Raw genomic sequence first — 24,393 nt, 5'->3', positions numbered from 1 at the left:
AATTCGACCGCACGATGGACGCCGAACAACAGGATGCGCAGCAGCAGGAGGCCGAACGGCACCGCCGCCGCCGTCTGGATGAGGAACTCATCGACGCCTACGACGAAGAGCTCGAAATGGAGGTCGACGACCGGTTGCAGGAAAGCGGCCTGCAGATCAGCGACGAGGCGCGCGCGCTGCGACGCGTCTATTTCCGCGAGCTGATCCGGCTGCAGGGCGAGCTCGTCAAGCTGCAGGACTGGATCGTGAGCACGGGGCACCGGCTCGTCGTGATCTTCGAAGGGCGTGACGCAGCGGGCAAGGGGGGCGTCATCAAGCGCATCACGCAGCGCCTGAACCCGCGCATGTGTCGTGTGGCCGCGCTGCCCGCGCCGAACAACCGCGAGCGCACGCAATGGTATTTCCAGCGCTACGTGCAGCATTTGCCGGCGGGCGGCGAGATGGTGCTGTTCGACCGCAGCTGGTACAACCGCGCGGGCGTGGAGCGCGTGATGAACTTCTGCACCGACGACGAATACGAAGAATTCTTCCGCTCGGTGCCGGAATTCGAAAAGATGCTCGTGAGGAGCGGCATCCAGATCGTCAAGTACTGGTTCTCGATTACCGACGACGAGCAGGAAGTGCGCTTCCAGAGCCGTATCGACGATCCACTCAAGCAGTGGAAGCTCTCGCCGATGGACCTCGAAAGCCGCCGCCGCTGGGAGGCCTATACGCACGTGAAAGAAGTGATGCTGCAGCGCTCGCACATTCCCGAGGCGCCGTGGTGGGTGGTGCAGGGCGTGGACAAGAAGCGCGCGCGCCTGAACTGCATCCACCACTTGCTGAGCCAGGTGCCGTATCACGAGATCGAGCATCCGCAAGTCACGCTGCCGGCGCGCGTGCATCATCCGGATTACATTCGCCAGCCGGTCGCAGAGCAAATGATCATTCCGGAGATTTATTGACGGGTTGCCCGCTTTTGGCCTGATCGAAAGTAAACGCGACGATTTTGGGGTGCCCATGGCGAAGTAACATATTTGTTACTTCGCCATGGGATGCCGGCTCGACTTTTACAGTGAGCGCGTCGAACGCAGCATCTATGCGCTGCCGAAAATGCTCGCGGTGCGCTTTGTGGCGCTTGCCGAGCGCATGGAGCAACACGGTCCGAACCTTGGAGAGCCGCACACCAAAGCGAAGGGTGACGGCTTGTTCGAACTCCGCCTCAAAGCGGCGGAAGGTCTTGCAAGGGTGTTCTACTGCGCAATGGTGGATCGTCGTGTCGTGATGCTTCATTGCTATGTGAAGAAGACGCAGCACAAGGAACTGGAAATTGCGTGCAAGCGGCACCAGGAGGTAAAAAGTGGGAACCTTTAGGGAAATGCGCGAGCGAGTCCTCGCTGATCCCGAGGCGCGGGCGGAATACGACCGGTTGAATCGCGAAGAATTTGCGCTGCTCGACCAGATGCTGGCTGCCCGCCATAAAGCAGGATTGAGCCAGGCACAGGTCGCCGAGCGCATGGGTACGAAAGCGCCGGCAATTACACGTCTCGAACGCGCATTGGCATCAGGCGAGCACTCGCCTTCGATCGACACATTGCGCAAATACGCGCAGGCGTGCGGCAAGACGCTGATCATCTCGATCGTCTGAATTCAGACATTCGATGAAAAAAAGCCGGACTCCCCAAGGGGAGCCCGGCTTTTTCATGTCCGTTCGCACTCAGAACAGGTGCTTGAACACCCAGTAAAGCGCGCCCGCCAGCACGATCGATGCGGGCAGCGTGAGCACCCACGCCATCACGAGGCTGCGCACGGTGTTCCATTGCAGGCCCGAGCCGTTTGCGGCCATCGTGCCCGCCACGCCCGAGGAGAGCACGTGCGTGGTCGAGACCGGCAGGCCGTACACGTCGGCCGCGCCGATCGTCACCATCGCCACGACTTCCGCGCAGCCGCCTTGGCCGTAGCTCAGGTGCTGCTTGCCGATACGCTCGCCCACTGTGACCACGATGCGCTTCCAGCCCACCATCGTGCCGAGACCCAGCGCGATCGCCACGGCCACTTTCACCCACGTCGGGATGAATTTCGTCGCGTGGTCGATCTGGCTGCGGAAGTTGTTGATGGCCTTCGCGTCGTCGGCAGAAAAGGCCACGGCCTTCTGTTTGTCGAGCAGGCGGATCGCTTCGGAAATCACGTACATGTTGTTGCGCACGTTATCGACGACCGATTGCGGCACCGCCGCGAGCGAGCCATAGCCGTGCACCTGGTCGGCCACCTGGTTCGACAGCGCGGCGAGCGCGGGCACCGTCGTGCTCGAGATCGTACGGCTGCCGATGAAGCGCTCGACTTCGGCGCGCGGCACGGCGGGCGCGGCCACGCCGTTCGTGTAGCGTTCGAGCGCGCGCGTGGCGTCGTGTGCGACGGCGATGAAGGTCTGCGTTTGCTCGGCCGTCACGGCGCGGTTCAGCGCGTAGGCGGTGGGCACCGTGCCGATCAGGATCAGCATGATGAGGCCCATGCCCTTCTGGCCGTCGTTGGAGCCGTGCGCGAACGACACGCCCGTGCAGGTGAGAATGAGCAGCGAGCGGATCCAGAACGGCGGCGGCTCCTTGCCCTTCGGCTCGGAGTAGAGCTCGGGCACGCGCACGACCGCCTTCAGGATGAGCAGCAGGAGGCCCGCCAGCAAGAAGCCGACGATCGGCGAAAAGAGCAGCGACTTGCCCACGCCGAGCGCCTGGCTCCAGTCCACGCCGCTCGTGCCGTTGGCGCCGTGCATGAGCTGGTTCATGAGACCCACGCCGATGATCGAGCCGATCAGCGTATGCGAGCTCGACGAAGGCAGGCCGAAGTACCACGTGCCGAGGTTCCAGATGATCGCGGCAATGAGCAGCGCGAACACCATGGCGAAGCCCGCGCTGCTGCCCACCTGCAGGATCAGTTCGACGGGCAGCAGCTGCAGGATGCCGAAGGCCACCGCGCCGGTGGAGGTGAGCACGCCGAGAAAATTCCAGGCGCCCGACCAGATCACCGCGATATTGGGTGAAAGCGAGTGCGTATAGATGACGGTTGCGACCGCATTCGCGGTATCGTGGAAGCCGTTCACGAACTCGAAGCCGAGCGCGATGATGAGCGCGATGCCGAGCAGTACCCAGGGCATCGCCGAGCTTTCGCGCACCGGCGAGAGGTCGTCGGCGAGATGCATCCCCACGTACACGGCGCCGATGGCGATGACAATGAGAAATGCGAGCAGGCTGACATTGCGCCCTCGCGCGGGGGCAGTGCCCGGTTGCGGTGACAGGGAAAATTCTGGCATGGCGGGCGGGCTCCTGGGGGAGGGAGGGGGCAGAGGTTTCGCCTTCGATCCTGAACCGCCCAGGTGTCCGTTTGATGACGGTTTTGTGCCAGCCATGCCCGACGCATGTCCGATGGATCGGCGCCCTGTCCACACGCGCCATCGGTAAGAGGATTGCGTTGATGCAAAAACGGGTTCTTTCGTTGCGCCTGCGGGTGCGCCGCTGGGCCGTCGTTCGGGCGAAGGCGGCGACACGCCTGATCGGCAACTATCCCTTTTTCGCAGGGTTATCCGGCACGCTCATCGCGACGGCGATGGCGATCCTGACCTACGCGGCGCTCTACGAGGGCCGCGCCGAAGAACTGCGCCACGCGCAGGAGAATTCGCACAATCTCGTGCAACTCATCAGCAACGACATCGCCCGCAACGTCGAGATTTACGACCTGTCGCTGCAGGCCGTGGTCACGGCCGCGCAGCAGGCGCAAACCTGGAATTTGCCCGAGGCGCTGCGCCAGCGCGTGCTGTTCGACCGCGCGACGGCGGCGTCGAGGCTGGGCGGCGCTTATGTGATCGACGCCACGGGCCATGTGAAGGCCGCGCGCAGCAACGCCCTGAATGCTTCGGAAGCCGGCATTTCGTTTGCCGATCGCGATTACTTCATTGCGCAGCAGCGCGACCCGCAAGCTGGCCTGTTCTTTTCGAAGCCGTACCATTCGCGCCTGCGCGGCGGCGTGCTCACCCTCGGCCTCACCCGCCGCATCAATGCGCCCGACGGCTCGTTCGCGGGCGTCGCGCTGCTCGGGGTGCGTCTCGACTACTTTCAGCACCTTCTGGAGCGCATCAATCTGGGGCCGGGCGGTCACCTCTTCATATTGATGCGCGACGGCACGGTGCTCGCGAGTCAGCCGCCGTCGCTGGGCGGCGCCGGATCGAACTATGCGGACCTGCCGAATTTCGCGGTCTTTTCCCGTCGCGCCGCCGGCAGCGATTCGCTGCGCTCGGCGCTCGACGGCGTGGAGCGCATCTACACGTTTGCGCACGTAGGCGACTCGCCGTTCATCGTCGTTGTGGCGCCCGCCGTGGACGACGTGCTCGCCGGCTGGCGGCGGCGCAGCTATATCGCGCTGGTGGTGACCACGGTGTTCGGCGGCGCGTGGGTCGCCGTGTCATGGGTGCTTGCGTTCGCGCTGCGCGACAAGGTGGTGGCCGAGGGCGAACTCATGCGCCTGGCGGTTACCGACCCGCTCACGGGTCTTGCGAATCGGCGCGCGCTCGACAGCCGTCTCGCGGCGGAATGGCATCACGCGGTGCGCGAGCGCACGCCGCTTTCCGTGCTGTTCTTCGATATCGATCACTTCAAGCTCTTCAACGACACCTACGGGCACGCCGCCGGCGACGAGGTGCTGGCCTTCGTGGCCGGGCGCATCGCTTCGGGGTCGCGGCGCGCAACCGACCTCGCCGCGCGCTTTGGCGGCGAAGAGTTCGCAGTGGTGCTGCCGGGCACGGCGCTCGACGCCGCAACGCGCGTTGCGGAGAAGATCCGCAAACGCATCGAGTCGGACAATCTCACGCTAAGTGGTACGCACCATGGGTGCGTGACGGTGAGCGCGGGGTGTGCGAGCTGCAATCCGCCGGAGGGCGGCAGCAGCGCGAAGCTGCTGGCCGCCGCCGACCGCCTGCTGTATGAGGCCAAGGAAGCCGGCCGCAACCAGGTCCGGTCGCAGCAATGGACGGGAGAGGGAGCGCAGCCGCTGGTGGATTCCGAGGCCGGAACCCGAGGCCGTGATGCGCCCGCAACCCGGGGCTGAAGCGCGCCGGCATCTCGTGCGGCGCGCGACGCCCTCCATGCCGCTCAGCGCGCGGATTTCGACAGCCGGTGGCCGAGGCCCAGGTTCGAGACGATCTGCCACGTATAGACGCGCGAATAGTGCACGCCGAACTGCCGGCCGATCAACTCGCGCACGCGGCTGTTGGTCCACGCATCGCTCGCGAAGCCATGCTCTCGAGCGGAGCCGTGCAGGGCGCTCGCGATCCAGCCTAGCGCGGCCTGATCGAGCACAGAGGGACGGCCGCCCACGCTCATCTGCTGGAGCGCGGCCAGTCCGCCGTCCTCGACGATGGACTTGTAGCGCCTCACCGTCTGGGCGGAGAGGTGGAGTGAGTCGGCGACGCTATTCACGGTCGCGCCTTCCATCAACATCTGGCCGGCGGCCATTCTTCTCGCGACGCTCGGCAGGTTCTCGGTTCGGGTAAGCATGTGTTCACTCGTCGACGAAAGATTCCGGACACGCGGCATTGCGGATGTGCCGCTCCTGTAACCCTTCCTGCAAGCGGGTCTTGTCGCTTGCCATGAACCCCGGCGCCGGTGCGGTGACGCGAGAGCCATGACGGACGGCGAAATCGACGCCCGGTGAAGGGCGCTTGTTGCGAAACGCCTCGGTGTTCCGCAGCGGATATTAATAATTGTTTTTGTAGGGAATGTGTATAGCTAGCGGAAAAATAGTCTGCTTGACTTGTGGATAATCCTGAACTAATGGGAAAAAACAACCGGTTCGCGTTGCTCAACAATGGGGGCTGGCATTTCGCATTGATCCCGCAATGCGAAGTTTGCTCCCATTGCAGCAAGATAACCTGACTTATTTGCTCAATCATTGAAAAGCAACATTGTGCGCTGTTTTGTATGATTAATTCACCGTTCGGCGGATATTTCGCCGGATCGACTCTATTCAATATGGATTAAATCGCGGGAGTGGTGGCTGGAGATGTTTGTTAGCGTTTCAGGCTGCTGTCCGGTAAAAATCACCGCCGCCCGGCATGAGTGACGATGTCAGCGGGGCAATTTCAGGGAGTGATTTGATTTTTTTGTGCAGAATGTTTTTCGCAAACATTTCGAATCGATTCGAATGCGGATTGGATTCGAATGAACGAATGCAGAATGCCGGATTTGCCGCGCAACGTATCGCGTAGCGAAACGGGTCCCTGAATCCTGTCGGGCCGCCAAATGCGCGCGCTTTTCGTCAAGCGACGCGCGGCATGGGCGGCGGCCCGCTTTCTGGCCGCTGCGGATGAATAAAGAACTCGATGAAAAGGTAGGTCGTTTGTTGCGCCGCGCCGCGAGCCGCCGCTCGCTCGTGCCGTATGGCGCGTTTCACGCCCTGTTCGCGGGCGACGTGCCGTTGCGCGAGCGTTACGAAAAGCTCGAGGCGGCCGCGGCCGCGTTGTGCGAGCCGAGCGAGGCCGACTATGCGTCGCTGCTCTCGACCGATTCGGGCCTGCCCGGGCCGGACTTCTACACGCGCTTCAAGCGCCTGCATGCCGAGCGCTATTACGCGACGCTCGGCGCGGACCGGCACCGGATGCTGCGGCTCGCCGAAAAACGCCAGCTTGCGAACGAGGAACGCGAGCGCGTGTATGCCCACTATCTGCGCTGTGCTGCCGAAGAAGCCTGCATGAACGGCGTGTGATCCGCGCGAGCGGTGCCGCGTCGTTCTCTTGCCATTGACGATCCACGAAAAGGAGTTGCCACATGTCCACGCGCAATCGTTCTTCCGCGCCGCTGCTCGGCGCTGTTCTCGTGTTTGCCCTCGGCGTGTCGACGCCGCTGCTTGCGCAGACGGCATCCGATGCCGCGCCTGAAAGCGCGCCGAACGCCCAGCTGCAGATCGGCGAGGTTCAGACCACGGCCACGGTCGTGAGCATCGACGCGGCCACCAATTCGGTCACGCTGCGCGGTGCGCGGCGCAACCTGGTGACGGTCGCGGTCGATCCCACCATCGGCGACGTGAGCAAGCTCAAGCCGGGCGATCACGTGAATATCCTCTACAAGGAGGCATTGCTGCTGCGCGCCGAAAAGGTGGCGACGAGGGGTATCCGTTCGCGCGTCGATACGGTCGCTACCACGCCCGCTTCCGGTGGCGTGGCGGCCACGGCGCACAGCGTTCAGGTGGTTGCGACGGTGCAGAAGATCGACCGCAAGAGTCGCAAGGTCGCGTTGCGCGGACCGACCCGCACGGTCGTGGTCGTCGCGCCGCCGGACGTGCCGCTCGAATCGATCAAGGTGGGCGACAGCATTCGCGCCGACTATGTGAGCGCGACGGCGGTGCAGGTCACGCGCGACGGCCAGAAACTGCAGTGAGGCAATGACGCGTGGGCGGCGTGCCAGGCAAGGGCGCTAGTCCACGCGATTGCGGTCGCGCACGAGGATCGTGACGTAGATCGCCGTGCAGACGATGATGACGGCCACGCCGGTAATCACCTTCTGGTGGTCGAAGTTGATGAGGCCGACCACCGCGATGGCGATGCCGGCGGCGGAGCCGAGCGTGCCCATCGCGGCCACGAAAATGCGCATCTTGCTCCAGACGCGATGGCGCCGCTCGGGACCTGCGCCTTCCATAAATCGATGCAGTCGATCAAACATGGCGGCTCTTCCGGGTTGGGTAGAAGTCGGTCATGCGGGCACGATTGAATGAGCGGCCCTGACCAGTTCACGCACAGTTCAAGTATAGCCAGCCCATTATTACGCGTTCTTTCATTTGCCTGCACGCTATCGCGCCGGAATACCCGATCGCTTTTTGCGCAGGTTTAAGTTTGGCTTAATTTTCGCTCGCGATGATGGAGCCGTCGGGTCGATTTGATAGTTCGATTCGCGGTTGTTCTTCACGTCCCCTGTTGGCCGCCGATTCGTTCGGCGGCCTTTTTTTTGCCTGCCCTCGACGTTTGCTAGCGTCGAGCCGCGCGCATTCAAGCCTTATTTGTGATTGGTCGCGAGCGCGCCCGCGCTGTTCGCGCCGCCGAAAAGCTGCGTCAGATATTGCTGGTTGTTGTTCATGATCGACATGAGGTTATTGAGCGCGGTGAACTGGCTGTTGAATTTCGCAGTGAGCTGGGTGGCGCGCGCCTCGAGCAACGACGACTGCTTCTTGATGTCGTCGAGTTCCTTGTTGATGGCAGTGCTGCGCCGCTCGATGATGCCGCTCGATTGCACGTAGGGCGTGATGGCGCTGCTCAGTTTCGCGGTCATGCCGCTGCTGCCAAACAGCGCTGCAATCGCGCGATTGCCCGGTTGCAGCGCATTCTTGAACGTATCGTCGTCGATCTCCAGCTTCCCGCTCTTGTCGAGCTTGATGCCGATCTCGCCCAGCGAGTGGGTTACGCCGTCGTTGCCCTTCACGCCCGCCGATACGGCGGCCGGCAAACTCGACGCGAGCGTGCGCGCGATCGAGTCGCCGAGCAGCGCGCCCGCTTGTGCGCTGCTCGTACCGGTGGCGGCCGTGTAGGAGGTCAGCCCGTTCAGGGCGTCCACGTAGCTGTTGTACGCCTTCACGAAGTCGCGGATGGACGTGCCTGTCGCTTCGGTGTCGGGGGCGATGGTGAGCGTTTGCTTCGTGCCCACCGAAGCGCTTTCGAGCTTGATCGTGATGTCGCTCACCACGCCCTCGAGCGTGTTGCTCGCGCTCGTGACGCGCGTACCGTCTATGTGCAGTTCTGCGTCGCCGGCTGGCTCGACTTCGCGCATCTGCGAGGAAGCGAGGCGCGTATCGACGCCCGTGCCCGCCTGCACGTCGATCGCGTTGGCCGCGCCGGTTTTGTTCGCGCTCAGCACGAGGTGCTGACCGTCGGCGCCATTGACGATCGACGCCGTGACGCCGGGGTTGTCCTTCGCCCGGTTGATCGCCGCGGCGACATCGGTGAGCTTGTTGCTGCCCGCGGCGATCGTCAGATGCATGGACTTGCCGCCCATCGAAATGTCGAGGCTGCCCTCGCCGAGCGTCTCGCCCGTGGCGAAGCTATCCGAGGTGAGCTTGTGCGCGCTCGCCAGGTGATCGACCTCGACCGTGAAGCTGCTCGCCACCGCGCTCTTGCCGGCAACCGCGCTCAACCCTTTGTCCTTTTCGCTCGTCGTGACCGTGAAGCGTTGCAGCGCGGCGCCGTCCTTGAACGGCTCGAGTGCGCTCTGGAGCGAAGCGAGCGCCGACTTCAGCGTGCCGAGCGCTGAGAGCGTCGTGTTGCTGGCCGTTTGCTTCGCGCTGAGGATGGCGCTTGGGCCCGCGATCTTCGCGTTGACGAGCGCCTTGACGAGCTGGTTGACGTCGAGCGTGGAGTTGGTCGCGCCGCTGATGATCGACTGGGCGGCGTCGCTCAGCGCGCTGTTCGCGCTGGCGGTGGTGTTCGTGATCGTGCTTGCCATGAAAGAAGTCCGTTCGTTCCGGTGCGTCGAGTCGACGGAGCGCGCGAATGCGCGGCCATGCTTTCATTACGGCAAGCTTTCATGAAACTTAATGAAAGATTTGAAAAGAATTTGAAAAGTTCTGCCCCGCCCTCGCGGCGGCGGCCGGGCGCCCGCCTCAGACGTGCTCGGGGAAGCCCGAGCGGCCTTGCGTGAGATCGGTGAGCGTGCTGCGCGCGGCGTCCACGGCGGTGGCAGGCAGCTGGATCGTGAGGCGCACGGTCATGGCGTATTGGCTTTCCACGAGCGTGAACTGCTCCTGGTCGATCCAGTGACGCACGCGGGTTTCGTCGGGGTAGCCGAGTTCGACCGTGAGGCGCGCCTGCGCAATGCGCTCGACGCGCGCGGCCCCCTGCAGGGCGGTGGCGATGGCGTCGGTATAGGCGCGCACGAGGCCGCCGGCGCCGAGCTTCACGCCGCCGTAGTAGCGCACCACGGCCGCGAGCACGCCGTCCAGGTCGTGATGGCGCAGCACTTCGAGAATCGGGCGCCCGGCGGTGCCGGAGGGCTCGCCGTCGTCGGACATGCCGGACTGGCCGCCCGCGAGCAGGGCCCAGCAAACGTGCGTGGCAGTGGGATGTTCGTCGCGCAGACGGCGGATTTCAGCCATGGCCGCTTCACGGTCGGCCACGGGAATGGCGTGCGCGATGAAGCGGCTCTTGCGGATCTCGAGTTCCGCGGTGACGGGATGGGCGAGGGTGAAAGTCGGCACAGGCGGGTTGGCACGGCAGGCGAAACCACCATGTTAGCCGATGCGCACCGACCGGATTTCGACGTCCGGCCCCATATCTTGCCAGTTTGTGTAATGGATCTTTGCGCGGGATGCTAGTGACGCCCTGGCTTTCAGGCCGGATAATGCTCGGCATGACGGATCTAGCTCTGGCTGGAGCGAAGCCGAACTCCTCATTCGGTGATCCGTCATAGTCCTTTCTCTCGCGGCGCCGTTGCGGCCGACGCGAATCCCCAAGCGCACAGAAGCCAAAAAAATCCCCGGTCGGACTGAGTCACGACCGGGGGTCACAAGGCTCGCCTGTTCTCAAGAGGCAATCCCACATTACGTCCGCAAAATTGCGTCCGCAATCGGAAAAAAAACCTGGTGCGCTTCGCGTTCGGCGCGCGCTAGTGGTCTCACGGGTGCCAAAAAAAATCCCGGCCATCGCTGGCCGGGCAATGAGAATACACCGTGCGCTCCGGGGAACGAAACGCCCGACAACGTTACTAGCGGGCCGTGCGACCGGCAACACTTTCGCATTACCTTCAATTACTGACGTATGCCTTTCTGGCTGCGCCCGGCGCCCGGCGCGGCGGGCTGGAATGGCCGTGTGGCGGGCATTGTCGGAAAATTATTTCGCATGCCGAACGATATTTGCGCCTGAGTGCGCACATGGCTGAGTAAGGTGCTGAAATGCGCCGAGGCCGATCTCCCCTCGGGAAGACCGGCCTCGGTGTGCCACCTCCGGTGCCGCCAGGGAAGGCGGCCCGTCGATCAGGCGTACGTTATCAGTAACGCGGCGGGGGCGGCGGACGATGGTCGCCGTCACGATAGTGCGGGGGGCCCGGATCGTGCGGATGATGGTGCATCCACTCGTCGTGCGCCCAGTAACGGTGGCCGTCCCAATAACGGTCATCGTGCCAGCCGATCGAGACATGCGCGTCCACCGGCATCATGTGCGGTTGGCCGTATTGCGGCGTCGATTCGGCACGCAGCCCATACGGTGCGGATTGAGCGAAGGCGCTCGATGCGCCCATCAATGCGCCGCCGGCGATCAGTGCTGCGGCGATGGCGCGGGCGGGGGTCTTCCAGCTCTTGGTATTCATGAGTTACCTCCTCTTTGGTTGCGTCGTCAGTCACGCGGCATCGGGATGCCTTTGTGTTGCGACCACGGATCAAAGCTTATCGGCCCGAAGCGGAGGAAAACGTGACACCTTGTAAGCTTTCGTTTCATACGATTCTTCATGCCCGAAGGGCCGTTTTGACAGTTGGCCCTTGATGCAAAAAGGATTAAGCGCCACGACTGACAATCGCAAACAGGTCCCGCACGGTCGCGTTGTCAACTGGCGTTACATTCGGGCGGCGCGCGCCGCCCGAATGCGTCACCTGTACCGGCCGGCGAGTGCCGGTGTCGTTTTTACCGAGGTGTTTTCGGCGCGTCTTGCGTGCCGGCCAGATCGATGGCGCTTTGCGAACCTAGTTGCGCGCGCAACTCATATTTCTGGATCTTGCCCGTGGCCGTGCGCGGCAGTTCGCCGAAGCGCACGGCGCGCGGCACCTTGAAGTGCGCGAGAAAGAGCCGGCAGTGCGCGATGATTTCCTCGGCCGTGACGCTCGCGCCAGGCCGCAATTCGACGAACGCGCAAGGCACTTCTCCCCACTTCGGGTCGGGCATCGCCACGACGGCGGCGAGCGCGACGGCAGGGTGGCGATACAGCGTGTCCTCGACTTCGATGCTCGAGATGTTCTCGCCACCCGAGATGATGATGTCCTTGCTGCGGTCGGTAATGCGCACGTAGCCGTCGGGCGTCATCACGCCGAGGTCGCCTGTATGGAACCAGCCGCCGCGGAACGCCTCTTCGGTCGCGCGCTCGTTCTTTAAATAGCCCTTCATGCAGATGTTGCCGCGGAACATGATCTCGCCGAGCGTTTCGCCGTCGGCGGGCACGGGCTCCATCGTCTGCGCATTGCGCACGCTCACGCCGCTTTGCAGGTGATAGCGCACGCCCTGGCGGGCGGCGAGGCGCGCCTGTTCCTCTTCGGGCAGCGTCTGCCAGCGCTCCTGCACCGCGCACACGGCAGCGGGACCGTACACCTCGGTCAGACCGTACACATGCGTAAGCTCGATGCCGATCGCCTTCATCTTCGCGATCACGGCCGGTGGGGGCGGCGCGCCGGCGACCATCGTGCGCACGGTGTGCGCGATGCCATCGCGATACTCGGCGGGGGCGTCGGCAAGCGCGCCCTGCACGATGGGCGCGCCGCAATAGTGCGTGACGCGCTCGCTGCGAATGAGGTCGAACACGAGCTTCGCGTCGAACTTGCGCAGGCATACGTTGACGCCCGCGCGCGCGGCGACGGTCCACGCGAAGCACCAGCCGTTGCAGTGAAAGAGCGGCAGCGTCCAGAGGTACACGGCGTGCTTGGGCATGTCCCATTCGAGGATGTTGCTCACCGCGTTGAGGTACGCGCCGCGATGGTGATAGACCACGCCCTTGGGGTCGCCCGTCGTGCCCGAGGTGTAGTTCAGCGCAATCGCGTCCCATTCGTTGCTCGGCGTCACCCAGGCGTACTCGGGATCGCCCTGTTCGAGGAACGCTTCGTAGTCGGTCGCGCGCGGGAAGAACTCGGGGTCGGCGGGCGCGATGTCGGCCACGCTGATGATCTTGAGGTTCGGGAATTCGAGCGCCGCACGTTGCGCGAGCGCCGCGAATTCGGTATCGACGATCAGCGCTTTCGCTTCGCCATGGCGCAGCATGAACAGCATGGTTGCGACATCGAGCCGCGTGTTGAGCGTATTGAGCACCGCACCGAGCATGGGCACGCCGAAATGCGCCTCGACCATTGCGGGGATATTGGGCAGCAGCGCCGCCACCGTGTCGCCGCGGCCGATGCCCGCCCTCGCGAGCGCGCTCGCGAGCCGCCGCGTGCGCGCATACGTTTCGCGCCAGGTGCGGCGGACGTCGCCATGGACCACGGCGAGGCGCTCGCCATAGACTTCGGCCGCGCGGGCGATGAAATCGATTGGCGTGAGCGGCACATAGTTGGCTTCGCGTTGTGCGAGCCCTTCTTCGTACGGGTGCAACATGGCGGTGTCTCCGGTGTCGATCGCCGATGCCAGCTCGAAAGCCGTGCCGCGGCGTGTCGCAGGTTTGTAGGTATGATTCGCGCTACCGTAGCAGGGCCGCGCACGCCAGTCTGTCGCCGGCGCGACAGAGCGGGTCGCGAGAGCGCTGCAACTCACGATCCGCTCGACAATATCGACCCAAAGATTGACCTAACTCCAGGAAAGCGCGATGTCGCAATCCATTATGCCCCCGGACGGGACACCGCCCGCCCGCGATTCGTGGCGCGAAGGCGAGCGCATCGACGCAGCGAACATGGCGCGCCTCGCCGCCTTGTTCGAGCGCTGCGTGTGGTTTCGCGCGCTTGCGCCCGAGCATCGCGAGTGGGTGCTGGCGTCCTCGCATGCCCAGGGTTATGCCGCGGGCGCGATCGTCGCCGCGCGCGAAGCCCCCTCGGACTGGTGGCTCGGCGTGAGTTCGGGCCTCGTGAAGCTGGCGATTTTCAATGCTTCAGGGCGCGGCTGCACGTTTTCGGGTGTGCCGCATGGCGGCTGGTTCGGCGAGGGGAGTGTGATCAAGCGCGAGCCGCGCAAGTACGATGTGATTGCGCTGCAACCTTCGCTCGTCATGGCCGTCGCCACCGAGACGTTCCACCGCCTCATGGACTGCAGCCTGCCGTTCAACCGCTTCGTGATCCATCAGCTCAACAATCGCATGGGCGAGTTCATTGCGCTGATCCAGAACAGCCGTCTGCTGGACGTCGACGCGCGCGTTGCGCAGTCGCTCGCGCAGATGTTCAATCCCGATCTTTACCCCGAAACGGGGCGCGCGCTCGACATCTCGCAGGAGGAGATCGGCATGCTGGCGGGCGCGTCGAGGCAACGGATCAACCAGGCCCTGCAGACGCTCGAGCGCCGGGGGCTCGTCGCGCTCTCCTATAACCGCGTGGACGTGCTCGATCTCGACGGGCTGCGCGCGTTTGGCCGCGACCAGATTTGAGGACCGCAGAAGTCCTTATCAATCTTGCGAGGAATAGAAGACTCTCTCCTGCGTAAGCCGGTTTTTATGCGTGGCCGCGCTACGTAGACTTTGCTCATCGAGTTCATACGGAGAGCAAGGTGAAGAACGCAATGCTACGCGTGGCGCTGGTTTCGATGATGGCGATCGTTCCGGCGGTGTCGTTTGCCCAGGCCAACAGTACGCAAAACGGCGCGCAAAACACCGCGCAAAACGGCCCGGTGACGCGCGCCCAGGTGTTGCAGGAACTGGTCGATCTGGAGTCGGTGGGCTACAACCCGGCTTCGGCGAATGACGTCAACTATCCGGAAGATGTACAAAGCGCCATGCACAGGCTTGCGGAAAAACGCGCCAACGAAGCGCGCCTCGCGCAGGCGCGCCAGCAGCAAGAACAGGTCGCGCAGTCGGGTTACGGTGCGCCGGCTGCGCAGAACGGCGAAGCCGGTGCGGCCGCCGCGGTGTCAGGCAGCGAGCCGCCGCCCGCTTATCGCCACCATTGATTGCGACGCTAACCGCGCCCAGAGCCAGGCTTCGCGCCGTTCGCGCCCTTGGCGCTCTCGGGTGCGGCCGCGACATCGGGTGGCACGCCGAGCAACTGCAGCGTGCCTGCCGTCACACCGGAGAACACCGGTCCCGCGACCGTGCCGCCATAGAACGCCTTGCCCGCGGGATCGTCGATCATCACCGCCACGATCACGCGCGGCGCGCTCATCGGCGCCATGCCCACGAAGAGCGCGCGATAGCGGTTCTTCGCGTAGCCCGCGCCGATCTGCTTGCGCGCGGTGCCCGTCTTGCCGCCCACGCGATAGCCATCCACGTTCGCCGCGCGCCCCGTGCCGCCGTCGCTCGTCGCCATTTCCAGCATCTTGCGCATGGCGGCGGCCGTGGCCGGGGTCGTGACCGCGCGCGTGGCCAACGCCGTTGAACCGCCCGCGCCGGCTGGCGCATCGCGCAGCAGCGTGACCGGATGCAGCGTGCCGTCGCCGGCGTAGGCCGTGTAGATCTGCGCCATCTGCAGCAGCGAAGTGGAAAGGCCGTAGCCATACGCCATCGTCGCCTGTTCGATGGGGCGCCAGCGCGCCCACGGCCGCACGCGGCCAGGCGCCACGCCCGGGAACGTGACACCGGGCTTCTGCCCGAGTCCGTACTCCTGATACTTGTCCCAGATGGTTTGCGCGGGAAGATTCAGCGCGAGCTTGGCGAGTGCGATGTTGCTCGACTTCTGGATCGCTTCGGCCACGGTCATGCGGCCATGATTGGACGTGTCGTGGACCGTCGCGGGGCCGATGCGGTAAGTGCCCGGTGAGGTGTCGATGATCGTGTTCGCGTTGACCTTGCGCAGGTCCATGGCCAGCGAAACGACCACGGGCTTGATGGTCGAGCCGGGCTCGAACGTGTCGACCACGGCGCGGTTGCGCAGCTGCTTGCCCGTGAGACGCGCGCGATCGTTCGGGTCGAACGACGGCCAGTTCGCGAGCGCGAGGATCTCGCCGTTCTGTGCGTCGAGCACGACGACGCTGCCCGCTTCCGCATGGTTTTTCGCCACGGCTGCCTTGAGCTGCGTGTACGCGAGCTGCTGCACGCGGCGGTCGATGGTGAGTTGCACGGTGTCGCCGTTGCGCGGCTGCACGCGCTCGCGCGGCTCGGAGACGACGCGCCCGAGCCGGTCGCGGATCACCTCGCGCTGCCCCGGCGTGCCGCGCAGGCGCGCGTTCGCCGCAAGTTCGATGCCTTCCTGGCCGGCGTCTTCGATATCGGTGAAGCCCACCACGTGCGCGGCCGATTCGCCTTCGGGGTAATAGCGCTTCGAGTCGGCGATCAGGGTGATGCCGCCGGTGCCCATCTCGTCGATGTGCTCGGCGGTGCTGGCGTCCACCTGGCGCTTGAGCAGCACGAAGGAGCGGTCGCCGGCCACACGCCGCTCCAGCTCCGCGAGCGGCATGTCGAGCAGGCGCGCGAGCGGCGCGTGCGCGGCGGCGTCGAGCAGCCGCGGGTTCACCCAGACTTCGAAGGTCGCGAGGCTCACGGCCAGCAGCGCGCCGTTGCGATCGACGATGCGCCCGCGCATGGCGTCGAGCTCCAGCGTGCGCTGGTAGCGCTTTTGACCCTGCTTCACGTAAAAGCCGTGATTGGCGATTTGAATCCAGAACGCGCGCCCGGCCAGCGCCGCGAACGCCGCGAACGTGATGAACACAATGAACTTCGAGCGCCACGCGGGCAGGCGCGGCGCAAGCATCGGGTGACGGGTCGCGGCCGCGTGCGGGTCGCGCGGCGGTTTCCTGGAGCGGATCATCGGCAAGGCGGGGTGGCTTGACAGAATTATATTGTAAACATTGTGTAATTTAATTGAAATGATAGGTGCGCACGGCCACGAGACGATTGGGCGCGCGTTGCGCGCCGTCATGCGGCGCGAACGTTGGGAGAGAGCGGGAGGGGCGTAAAGCGAACCGGGCCGCGAAAGCGGCCCGGTGGGAAGGGAGAGGTACAGGCGGCGAAGTGGCGCCGCGGCGGGCAGAACGAGTTAAGCGTGCATCGGCAAGCGGAAGCTCGCGATCGACTCGCGCAGCACGCTCACCTGATCCTTGAGCGAATGGGCGGCGGCGGCGGCCTCTTCCACGAGCGCCGCGTTCTGCTGCGTCACCTGATCCATCTCGCCCACGGCGCGGTTGACCTGCTCGATGCCGGCGCTCTGCTCGCGCGACGCGTTGCTGATCTCTTCGAGGATCTCGTGCACGCGTCGCACCGACTGCACGATCTCGGTCATCGTCGAGCCCGCGTTGGTCACGAGCTGCTGGCCTTCGGTCACGGTGCCGGTCGACTTTTCGATCAGCGCCTTGATCTCCTTGGCGGCGGTGGCGGAGCGCTGCGCGAGGCTGCGCACTTCGGCGGCCACCACCGCGAAGCCGCGGCCTTGTTCGCCGGCGCGCGCCGCTTCCACGGCCGCGTTCAGCGCGAGGATGTTGGTCTGGAACGCAATGCCGTCGATCACGCCGATGATGTCGCCAATCTGCTGCGAGCTCGTCGTGATGTCACCCATGGTGCGCACCACGTCGTCGACCACGGCGCTGCCGCGCGTGGCGACGTCGGCGGCCTGGCTCGCGAGCGACGCCGCATGCTGGGCGCTATCCGCGTTCTGGCGCACGTTCGCCGTCATCTGATCCATGCTCGATGCGGTCTGCACGAGCGCCGCCGCCTGCTCCTCGGTGCGCTGCGAGAGATCCGTGTTGCCCGCCGCAATCTCGTTCGCGCCCACGTTGATGTTTTCCGCGCCGCTGCGCACGCGCGAGACGGTTTGCACGAGCGCCGTCTGCATCGTTGCGAGCGCACGCATCAGGCTCGCCTCGTTCGTGCCCTGCACCTGCAGGCGCAGCGTGAGGTCGCCCTGGGCGATACGGTTGGCTGCGTCCACTGCGCCTTCCAGCTCGCCGCCGATGCTGCTGCGCACGCTCTTCACCACGAGCACCATCACCGCGGTGGCGGCGGCACCCAGCAGGAAGGTCACGCCAAGCCAGCGCAGCAGGCTGTCGAAGAACTCGGCGCGTACGTCGTCCATGTACATGCCCGTCACGATCACCCAGTCCCACGGCGCGAAGCGTCGGCCGTAGCTCGTCTTGGGCACCGGCTCGCTATGGCCGGGCTTGGCCCACAGGTAGTCGAGGAAGCCGCCGTTCGGGCCGCTCGCCGCGCTCACGAGTTCGGTGAAGACGTGGGTGCCGGCCGGGTCGGTGAAGTCGGTGAGCTTCTTGCCGTTCAGCTCCGGCTTGATCGGGTGCATCAGCATGACCGCATTCGAGTCGTTGATGCTCAGATAGCCGTCCGAGCCGTAGCGGATCGAACCGATCACGGCGAGCGCCTGCTTTTGCGCGTCGGCTTCGGGCATGACGTTGCGTTGCGAGAGGCCGTAGTAGTAGTTCGTCACGCTCATCGCTTCTTCAACGAGCGTCGTGAGTTGCGCGCGCCGCTCGCGGACCATCGCCTCGCGGCTTTGCCAGGCGCCAAAGGCGACGATCAGCAGCAGGCCGATCCAGAGGATCGCGATCATCGAGCGGAGCTTCTTGTTGAGTGTCATCTTCTGCATGGTCGGTCGGGTATTCCAGAGAGGCTGCACGGCGGGCACAACGCAGGGGGAGAAACGAGGCCGTCTGTGTGTGTTTACGGCCCCCGCAAACGTGCGCGAGACCCAGGGGGAACCCTGCTTAGGCAGCGTTTCTTCATACGAATCAACGATCTTTGATCTGGCGCATAAGGGCGCATGTGACGCCGCGCTGAAACCCACGCGAAAACGCCGATAAAAGCCACAAATTTCACTGTATCTCCATGATTTGCCACTCTTTGCGGTGATCGACTGCGGATAGGAATCATTTCCGATATAGTCGCGACTTTGCACCCGGCCGGCCCGACTTCGAGGCCCCGACGAGGCCGGGATGAAGGACCTTTCCCAACGATGCGACGCGCACGGCGCAGCCCCCGCTGCCGCCCTCATGACGTCCACTGGAGTAACAAGAATGAACGCACGCGAACCCGCCCTGGTCCCCGCCGCTGTCGCCACGTCGCGCAGCGCGCGGCTGCGCCAGATGCTGACCAGCAACGAACTCGAATTCCTGATGGAAGCGCACAACGGCCTTTCCGCACGCATCGCGCGCGAAGCGGGCTTCAAGGCGATCTGGGGCTCGGGCCTCTCGATCTCTGCGCAGTTCGGCGTGCGCGACAACAACGAGGCGAGCTGGACCCAGGTGGTCGACAACCTCGAGTTCATGGCCGATGCGAGCGACTTGCCGATCCTGCTCGACGGCGACACCGGCTATGGCAACTTCAACAACGTGCGCCGTCTCGTGCGCAAGCTGGAGCAGCGCGGCATCGCCGGTGTCTGCATTGAAGACAAGGTGTTCCCGAAGACCAACAGTTTCATCGGCGGCGAAGCGCAACCGCTCGCCGACATCGACGAATTCTGCGGCAAGATCAAGGCCGGCAAGGACTCGCAAACCGACGAGCACTTCTCGATCGTCGCGCGTGTGGAGGCGCTGATCGCGGGCTGGGGCATGGACGAAGCGCTCAAGCGCGCCGAGGCGTATCGGCAGGCTGGCGCGGACGCGATCCTCATCCACAGCAAGCTTTCGAAAGCTGACGAGATTCTCACGTTCGCGCGCGAGTGGGCGGGCCGCGGGCCGCTCGTGATCGTGCCGACCAAGTACTACAGCACGCCGACCGACGTGTTCCGCAAGGCGGGCATCAGCACGGTGATCTGGGCGAACCATCAGATTCGCGCGGCTGTTTCGGCCATGCAGGCCGTCACGAAGACGATTTACGAAACGCAAACGCTCGTCGATGTCGAAGACCGTATTGCTACGGTCAACGAAATTTTCCGCCTGCAGGACGCCGACGAATACTCGGAAGCCGAAGACCGTTACCTTTCCGCTTCGTCGCGCGGCGCGGGCTCGGCGATCGTGCTGGCCGCGAGCCGCGGTTCGGGCCTCGACGCCTACACGGAAGACAAGCCCAAGGTCATGCTGCCCGTGGCGGGCAAGCCGCTGCTGCGCTGGCTCGTCGATGCGTTCAAGAAGCAGTCGGTCAACGACATCACCGTGGTGGGCGGCTACAAGGCCGAGGCCATCGACACCGCGGGCATCAAGCTCGTGCGCAACGAGCGTTTCGCACAGACGAACGAACTCGCTTCGCTCGCGTGCGCGGTTGGCGCGCTCGACAACGACACGGTCATTTCGTACGGCGACCTCGTGTTCCGCAGCTACATCCTGCGCGATCTCGTGGAAAGCGAAGCGGACTTCAGCGTGGTGGTGGATTCGTCGCCTGACTCGGAGAACAGCAGCACGCGCGACTTCGCGTGGTGCTCGGCCGCCGACGAGCGCGACCTGTTCGGCAACAAGGTGTTCCTCGAGCGGGTGGCGAGCGAACCGGCCGCGAACGGCTCGGCGGCGCATGGCCGCTGGATCGGTCTCGTGAACGTGCGTGGCGCGGGCCGCGCGAAGCTCGCGAAGAAGCTCGCGCAACTGCAAACGCGCGCCGACTTCGATACGCTCGACATGCCCGCGCTGCTCAACGCGCTGATCGCAGACGGCGAGAAAGTCGAAGTGCAATACGTGCACGGCCACTGGCGCGGTGTGAACGATCTCGAAGACTTCCGCCGCGCGGGCGATTTCGCCCATGCGCAAACGCCGCTGGGCGCGGAGGGCCAGGCATGATCGAAGCCGCACAGTTCGTCGAAGCGGCGCGCTCGCGCGGCTTCGAGTGGTACGCCGGCGTGCCGTGCTCGTACCTCACGCCGTTCATCAACTACGTGCTGCAAGACGACTCGCTGCACTACGTGAGCGCGGCCAACGAAGGCGACGCGGTCGCGGTCATCGCGGGCGTGGCGCTCGCGGGCAAGCGCGGCATCACGATGATGCAGAACTCGGGCCTCGGCAACGCCGTGAGCCCGCTCACTTCGCTCACGTGGACATTCCGCCTGCCGCAACTGCTGATCGTGACGTGGCGCGGCCAGCCGGGCGTCAGCGACGAACCGCAGCACGCGCTGATGGGCCCTGTTACGCCGCAGATGCTGGAAACGATGGAAATTCCGTGGGAGACGTTCCCCACGGAAGCGGATCAGATCGCGGCGGCGCTCGACCGCGCCATCAGGCACATGGACGAAACGGGCCGCCCGTATGCGCTCGTCATGCAGAAGGGGAGCGTCGCGCCCTACGAACTCAAGGGCGGCGGCGCCATGCCGGAAAAGCATGCGCTGCCCGTCGCGCAGACAAAGTGGACCGGAAAGACGCCTGATCAACTGGCCACGCGTCAGCAGGCGCTCGAGCGCGTGATCGCCGCGACGCCTGCCGAGTCGACGGTGGTCGTCGCCTCGACGGGTTTCTGCGGCCGCGAACTCTACGCGCTCGACGACCGCTCGAACCAGCTTTACATGGTGGGCTCGATGGGCTGCGTCACGCCGTTCGCGCTCGGCTTCGCGCTCGCGCGGCCCGACCTGAACGTGGTTGCGCTAGACGGCGACGGCGCGGCGCTCATGCGCATGGGCGTGTTCGCCACGCTCGGCGCCTATGGCCCCGCGAACCTCACGCACGTGCTGCTCGACAACGGCGCGCACGACTCGACGGGTGGCCAGGCCACCGTGTCGGGGCAGGTGTCGTTCGCGAACGTGGCTGCCGCGTGCGGTTACGCGGACGCCGTGGAAGGCGACGACCTCACCACGCTCGACAGCGTGCTCGCCGCCGCGCGCGAACGCGCGAAGGGCGCTTCGGGTGTCGCAGGCACACGCTTCGTACGCCTGACGATTCGCCGCGGCACGCCCGACGGCCTGCCGCGCCCCACGATCACGCCGCCCGATGTGAAGACGCGCCTCATGCGCCACATCGGCGCGCTCGCTTACGAGTCTGCCAAATAAGGAATTCACGATGCTGCTGCTCAACCCCGGCCCGGTCACGCTGACCGAACGCGTGCGCCAGAGCCTTCTCCAGGAAGACCTGTGCCATCGCGAAAGCGAGTTCTTCGACGTGCAGGAAGAGGCGCGCACGCGTCTCGTGGGCGTCTACGATCTCGACCCCGCGCAGTGGCAGGCCGTGCTCATGACGGGTTCTGGCACGGCTGCGGTCGAAAGCATGATCTCGACACTCGTGCCTGCGACCGGCAAGCTGCTGATCGTCGAAAACGGCGTGTATGGCGAGCGCATTACGGCCATCGCGAAGCAGTACGGCATTGCGCATGAGGTCGTCAAGCACGACTGGATGCAGGCGCCGGACCTCGCGCGCATCACGGCCGCGCTCGACGCCGACAAGGCGATCACGCACGTTGCGATCATCCATCACGAAACGACTACGGGCCGCCTGAACGATCTGCGCGCGCTGGGCGAAGCGTGCCGCGCGCGCGGCGTGCAAATGCTTGTGGACGGCGTGAGCAGCTTCGGTTCCGAAGCGATCGATTTCGGCGACGCGAGCATCGCGGCGGTGGCCGCGACGGCGAACAAGTGCCTGCACGGCGTGCCGGGCGCGGCCTTCGTGGTGGTGCGCCGCGCGGCGCTCGCACAGGCGCATAGCCGCACGTACTATCTCGACCTCAAGCGTCTTGCCACGCTGCAGGATCAGCGCAACACGCCGTTCACGCCTTCCGTGCACGCGTATTACGCGCTCGTCGAGGCGCTGCGCGAACTCGCCGATGAGGGCGGCTGGCAGGCGCGTCACGCGCGCTATGCGGCGCTTTCGGAGCAGGTGCGTGCGGGGCTCGCCGCACGCGGCATGGAGAGCGTGCTGCCGAAAGATGAATCGTCGGTCGTGCTGCGCGCGTTCCGCCTGCCCGCAGGCGTCGATTATCCGTTGCTGCATGACGCGCTCAAGGCGCGCGGCTTCGTGATCTATGCGGGGCAGGGCGGCTTGTCGGCGGAACTGTTCCGCATTTCGACGATGGGCGACATTCACGCCGCCGATGTCGAGCGCTTGCTCGCGGCGTTCGATGAAGTGACGCGCTGAACGTAAGCATGGCGAGCGAGCGGTTTCGCGCCCGTCCAAAAAAAGGCCTTGCAGCGAGTGATCGTTGCAAGGCCTTTTGTTTTGTCACGCGCGTTTGTTTGCGGATCAGTTCGTGGCGCGCTCGCGCGTGCCGATCGTACTGGCCGTCCTGGCTTGCTTCGCGGGCTTGCGCCGCGCACGCGCTTTCTTGAGCCAGATGAGTACGCCGGTCACGCTGAGCATCGCCACGACGAGACCGGTGAAGCTGATGGCGATACGGCCCGGCAGCCCGGCGATGCGACCCGAGTGCAACGGAAACTGTGCCTGAAGGAAGATGTCGCCTGCGCTGCCTTTGCCGGGAATCTGCCTGCCGAGCACGTCGCCCGTGCGCGCGTTCATCATGAGCCAGGCGTTGCCGAGGCCCGCGTCGCCGTGATCCATGCCGGGTGCGTAGTAGCCCACGCCATACACGCCGGACGTGGGCAGCCCGAAGAGTCCGCCCGGCGGCGCCGTGATGCCTTCGCGGCGCCCCACGTCGGCGGCTTCGCTCACGATACGTTCGCGCGCGGTCGTGGCCTCTGCGGGCGTGAGCGCGGGGCCAGGTGCCACGATGCGGAACGGGTCCGGCGCGAGTGTCGAGAAAACCGACACCACCGGGCGCACGACCTGCGCGCCGAGATTCATCGAAATGGACGTGACAGCCACGACGATCAGGAGTCCCCACAGCCACACGCCGCCCGAGCGGTGCAGGTCGAAGGTGAGCGCATAACCGCCGCGCTTCACGCGAAACGCGAGCGACTTGCGCCAGCTTTTCAGGCTCGGGAAAGCGAGCACGATCGCGATGAAGCCGTCGAGCAGCCACACGATCCCCACCACGCCCATTGTCCAGACGCCGAAGTCGATGCCCATCTTCGTCGGCATGAACAGCGTGTAGTGGAGCTGGTAGAGGAACGGAATCAGGTTCTGGCGCGCAAGCGATGCCTTGCCCCACATGCGGCGCCCTTGTTCTTCACCCGTTACGGGGTCGAGTGCGACCTGGTTGAAGTCGAGCGCGTAGGGCGCCTCGCTTGCAGGATCGACGCGCGGCGCCACCAGCGCGATCCAGGTATGGCCGGGCTCGACGGCAAGCGGCATGAAGGTTACGACCGCGTGCGGTTCTTCGGCCTCGAGGCGCTTGGCGAGTTCGAGCGCAGGCAGCGGCGTGCCAGGCGTCGCGCTACGGAAGAACGACGGGTTGAGCAGCGCGTCGAGTTCGTGGTCCCACGCGATCACCGCGCCGGTGAGTCCGGCGAGGAACAGGAAGGCGGCGGTGCCAAGACCGAACCAGCGGTGCAGGCGGACCAGCAGCGGTCTCATGCGAAACCTCGGCTCGCCCGCCAGCGTGCGCGGGCGAACACGATGACGATTGGGCTCACGGCAATCTTGAAAAATACTGCAAATAGGAATCGTTTGCATTCTACGGATCGACCGTCGAAGGCGCAAGCTTTGCGAAAGGCAGGGATATGGGGACGGAAGAAAGGCGGGGCGCGCAGGAAGCGCCGCGGCGCTTGCGAGCCGTCGTCGCGAGCGCCGTTACGGCCGTGAGGTGAGACGCCAGGCGCTGGCGGCCGGGCGTGCCATCAGCCGGTCAGACGGGGTCCTTGTCCGGCGGTCCCTCG

The 24,393-nt window shown here is 65.0% G+C and carries 21 protein-coding genes; 11 read left to right on the top strand and 10 right to left on the bottom strand.

The genetic code is table 11. The features are described 5' to 3' along the window. Nucleotides 1-14: 14 nt before the first annotated feature. The 3 genes from ppk2 to U5A52_RS34780 all read left to right on the top strand — a co-directional run bounded on the left by ppk2 (nucleotide 15) and on the right by U5A52_RS34780 (nucleotide 1,627). Entirely contained in the window at nucleotides 15-944 is a 930-nt protein-coding gene (gene ppk2 / locus U5A52_RS34790; protein WP_321916089.1) for a polyphosphate kinase 2, read from the top strand. A gap of 85 nt (nucleotides 945-1,029) precedes the next feature. Continuing rightward, nucleotides 1,030-1,353 carry a type II toxin-antitoxin system RelE/ParE family toxin gene (locus tag U5A52_RS34785; protein ID WP_321938490.1) on the top strand — a complete coding sequence of 108 codons (324 nt, stop codon included), beginning with the start codon at nucleotides 1,030-1,032 and terminating at the stop codon, nucleotides 1,351-1,353. Between the two features lie 4 nt (nucleotides 1,354-1,357). Continuing rightward, on the top strand, nucleotides 1,358-1,627 hold the full coding sequence (locus U5A52_RS34780) for a helix-turn-helix domain-containing protein (protein ID WP_415764697.1): 270 nt from the start codon (nucleotides 1,358-1,360) through the stop codon (nucleotides 1,625-1,627). A 69-nt stretch (nucleotides 1,628-1,696) separates the two neighbouring features. On the opposite strand, the gene U5A52_RS34775 is transcribed toward U5A52_RS34780, so the two are convergent. After that, complete coding sequence (locus U5A52_RS34775) at nucleotides 1,697-3,286, bottom strand: inorganic phosphate transporter (RefSeq protein ID WP_321916065.1); 1,590 nt, start codon at nucleotides 3,284-3,286, stop codon at nucleotides 1,697-1,699. Nucleotides 3,287-3,447: 161 nt separating this feature from the next. Between U5A52_RS34775 and U5A52_RS34770 the strand changes: the two genes are divergently transcribed. Continuing rightward, nucleotides 3,448-5,073 carry a diguanylate cyclase gene (locus U5A52_RS34770; protein WP_321938488.1) on the top strand — a complete coding sequence of 542 codons (1,626 nt, stop codon included), beginning with the start codon at nucleotides 3,448-3,450 and terminating at the stop codon, nucleotides 5,071-5,073. Nucleotides 5,074-5,117: 44 nt separating this feature from the next. On the opposite strand, the gene U5A52_RS34765 is transcribed toward U5A52_RS34770, so the two are convergent. Continuing rightward, a complete protein-coding gene (locus tag U5A52_RS34765) occupies nucleotides 5,118-5,522 on the bottom strand; it encodes a helix-turn-helix domain-containing protein (protein WP_028202557.1) in 405 nt (134 codons plus the stop codon). Nucleotides 5,523-6,330: 808 nt separating this feature from the next. Here U5A52_RS34765 and U5A52_RS34760 point away from each other — a divergent pair. Both U5A52_RS34760 and U5A52_RS34755 read left to right on the top strand, forming a co-directional pair. Further along, nucleotides 6,331-6,729 (top strand): hypothetical protein, encoded by a 399-nt coding sequence (locus tag U5A52_RS34760; RefSeq protein ID WP_321916063.1) that lies wholly within the window; start codon nucleotides 6,331-6,333, stop codon nucleotides 6,727-6,729. A gap of 62 nt (nucleotides 6,730-6,791) precedes the next feature. Then, nucleotides 6,792-7,400: a hypothetical protein gene (locus U5A52_RS34755; protein WP_321916062.1), complete on the top strand. Its 609-nt coding sequence runs from the start codon at nucleotides 6,792-6,794 to the stop codon at nucleotides 7,398-7,400. A gap of 36 nt (nucleotides 7,401-7,436) precedes the next feature. Here U5A52_RS34755 and U5A52_RS34750 read toward each other — a convergent pair whose 3' ends face one another. From U5A52_RS34750 to U5A52_RS34730, 5 genes are all read right to left on the bottom strand, one after another. Continuing rightward, the gene (locus U5A52_RS34750; RefSeq protein ID WP_321916061.1) at nucleotides 7,437-7,682 is read right to left on the bottom strand and encodes a DUF2964 family protein; all 246 of its coding nucleotides are present in this window, start codon (nucleotides 7,680-7,682) and stop codon (nucleotides 7,437-7,439) included. 330 nt (nucleotides 7,683-8,012) lie between these two features. Next, nucleotides 8,013-9,452, bottom strand: coding sequence for a flagellar filament capping protein FliD (gene fliD / locus U5A52_RS34745; protein ID WP_321916060.1), 1,440 nt, complete (start codon nucleotides 9,450-9,452; stop codon nucleotides 8,013-8,015). Nucleotides 9,453-9,609: 157 nt separating this feature from the next. Continuing rightward, nucleotides 9,610-10,203, bottom strand: a complete 594-nt coding sequence (locus U5A52_RS34740; RefSeq protein ID WP_321916059.1) for a YigZ family protein — start codon at nucleotides 10,201-10,203, stop codon at nucleotides 9,610-9,612. 788 nt (nucleotides 10,204-10,991) lie between these two features. After that, entirely contained in the window at nucleotides 10,992-11,309 is a 318-nt protein-coding gene (locus U5A52_RS34735) for a hypothetical protein (RefSeq protein WP_321916058.1), read from the bottom strand. 311 nt (nucleotides 11,310-11,620) lie between these two features. Beyond that, nucleotides 11,621-13,291: an acyl-CoA synthetase gene (locus tag U5A52_RS34730; RefSeq protein ID WP_321916057.1), complete on the bottom strand. Its 1,671-nt coding sequence runs from the start codon at nucleotides 13,289-13,291 to the stop codon at nucleotides 11,621-11,623. A gap of 223 nt (nucleotides 13,292-13,514) precedes the next feature. Between U5A52_RS34730 and U5A52_RS34725 the strand changes: the two genes are divergently transcribed. Next, nucleotides 13,515-14,267 carry a Crp/Fnr family transcriptional regulator gene (locus U5A52_RS34725; protein ID WP_321916088.1) on the top strand — a complete coding sequence of 251 codons (753 nt, stop codon included), beginning with the start codon at nucleotides 13,515-13,517 and terminating at the stop codon, nucleotides 14,265-14,267. Nucleotides 14,268-14,386: 119 nt separating this feature from the next. Then, nucleotides 14,387-14,785: a DUF4148 domain-containing protein gene (locus tag U5A52_RS34720; protein ID WP_415774094.1), complete on the top strand. Its 399-nt coding sequence runs from the start codon at nucleotides 14,387-14,389 to the stop codon at nucleotides 14,783-14,785. Between the two features lie 8 nt (nucleotides 14,786-14,793). Here U5A52_RS34720 and U5A52_RS34715 read toward each other — a convergent pair whose 3' ends face one another. Continuing rightward, a complete protein-coding gene (locus U5A52_RS34715; protein WP_321916056.1) occupies nucleotides 14,794-16,578 on the bottom strand; it encodes a penicillin-binding protein 2 in 1,785 nt (594 codons plus the stop codon). Between the two features lie 228 nt (nucleotides 16,579-16,806). Continuing rightward, nucleotides 16,807-18,354 (bottom strand): methyl-accepting chemotaxis protein, encoded by a 1,548-nt coding sequence (locus U5A52_RS34710; protein ID WP_321916086.1) that lies wholly within the window; start codon nucleotides 18,352-18,354, stop codon nucleotides 16,807-16,809. A 436-nt stretch (nucleotides 18,355-18,790) separates the two neighbouring features. Between U5A52_RS34710 and aepX the strand changes: the two genes are divergently transcribed. Genes aepX through U5A52_RS34695 form a run of 3 tightly spaced genes read left to right on the top strand, consistent with a single transcriptional unit; the run spans nucleotide 18,791 to nucleotide 22,756 of the window. Further along, complete coding sequence (gene aepX, locus U5A52_RS34705) at nucleotides 18,791-20,482, top strand: phosphoenolpyruvate mutase (RefSeq protein WP_321916055.1); 1,692 nt, start codon at nucleotides 18,791-18,793, stop codon at nucleotides 20,480-20,482. Next, nucleotides 20,479-21,678 (top strand): phosphonopyruvate decarboxylase, encoded by a 1,200-nt coding sequence (gene aepY / locus U5A52_RS34700; RefSeq protein WP_321938486.1) that lies wholly within the window; start codon nucleotides 20,479-20,481, stop codon nucleotides 21,676-21,678. Before aepX ends, aepY begins: the two co-directional genes overlap by 4 nt. A 10-nt stretch (nucleotides 21,679-21,688) precedes the next feature. Continuing rightward, nucleotides 21,689-22,756, top strand: a complete 1,068-nt coding sequence (locus tag U5A52_RS34695; protein WP_321916053.1) for a 2-aminoethylphosphonate aminotransferase — start codon at nucleotides 21,689-21,691, stop codon at nucleotides 22,754-22,756. A 105-nt stretch (nucleotides 22,757-22,861) separates the two neighbouring features. On the opposite strand, the gene U5A52_RS34690 is transcribed toward U5A52_RS34695, so the two are convergent. Next, nucleotides 22,862-24,091 carry a PepSY-associated TM helix domain-containing protein gene (locus U5A52_RS34690; protein ID WP_321938484.1) on the bottom strand — a complete coding sequence of 410 codons (1,230 nt, stop codon included), beginning with the start codon at nucleotides 24,089-24,091 and terminating at the stop codon, nucleotides 22,862-22,864. Nucleotides 24,092-24,393: the final 302 nt, after the last annotated feature.

Origin of the sequence: Paraburkholderia sp. J8-2 (genome assembly GCF_905220195.1) — a bacterium.
GTDB lineage: Bacteria > Pseudomonadota > Gammaproteobacteria > Burkholderiales > Burkholderiaceae > Paraburkholderia.
Note: the sequence above shows the minus strand (reverse complement) of the source record. Positions and strands in the feature narration are given on the sequence as shown.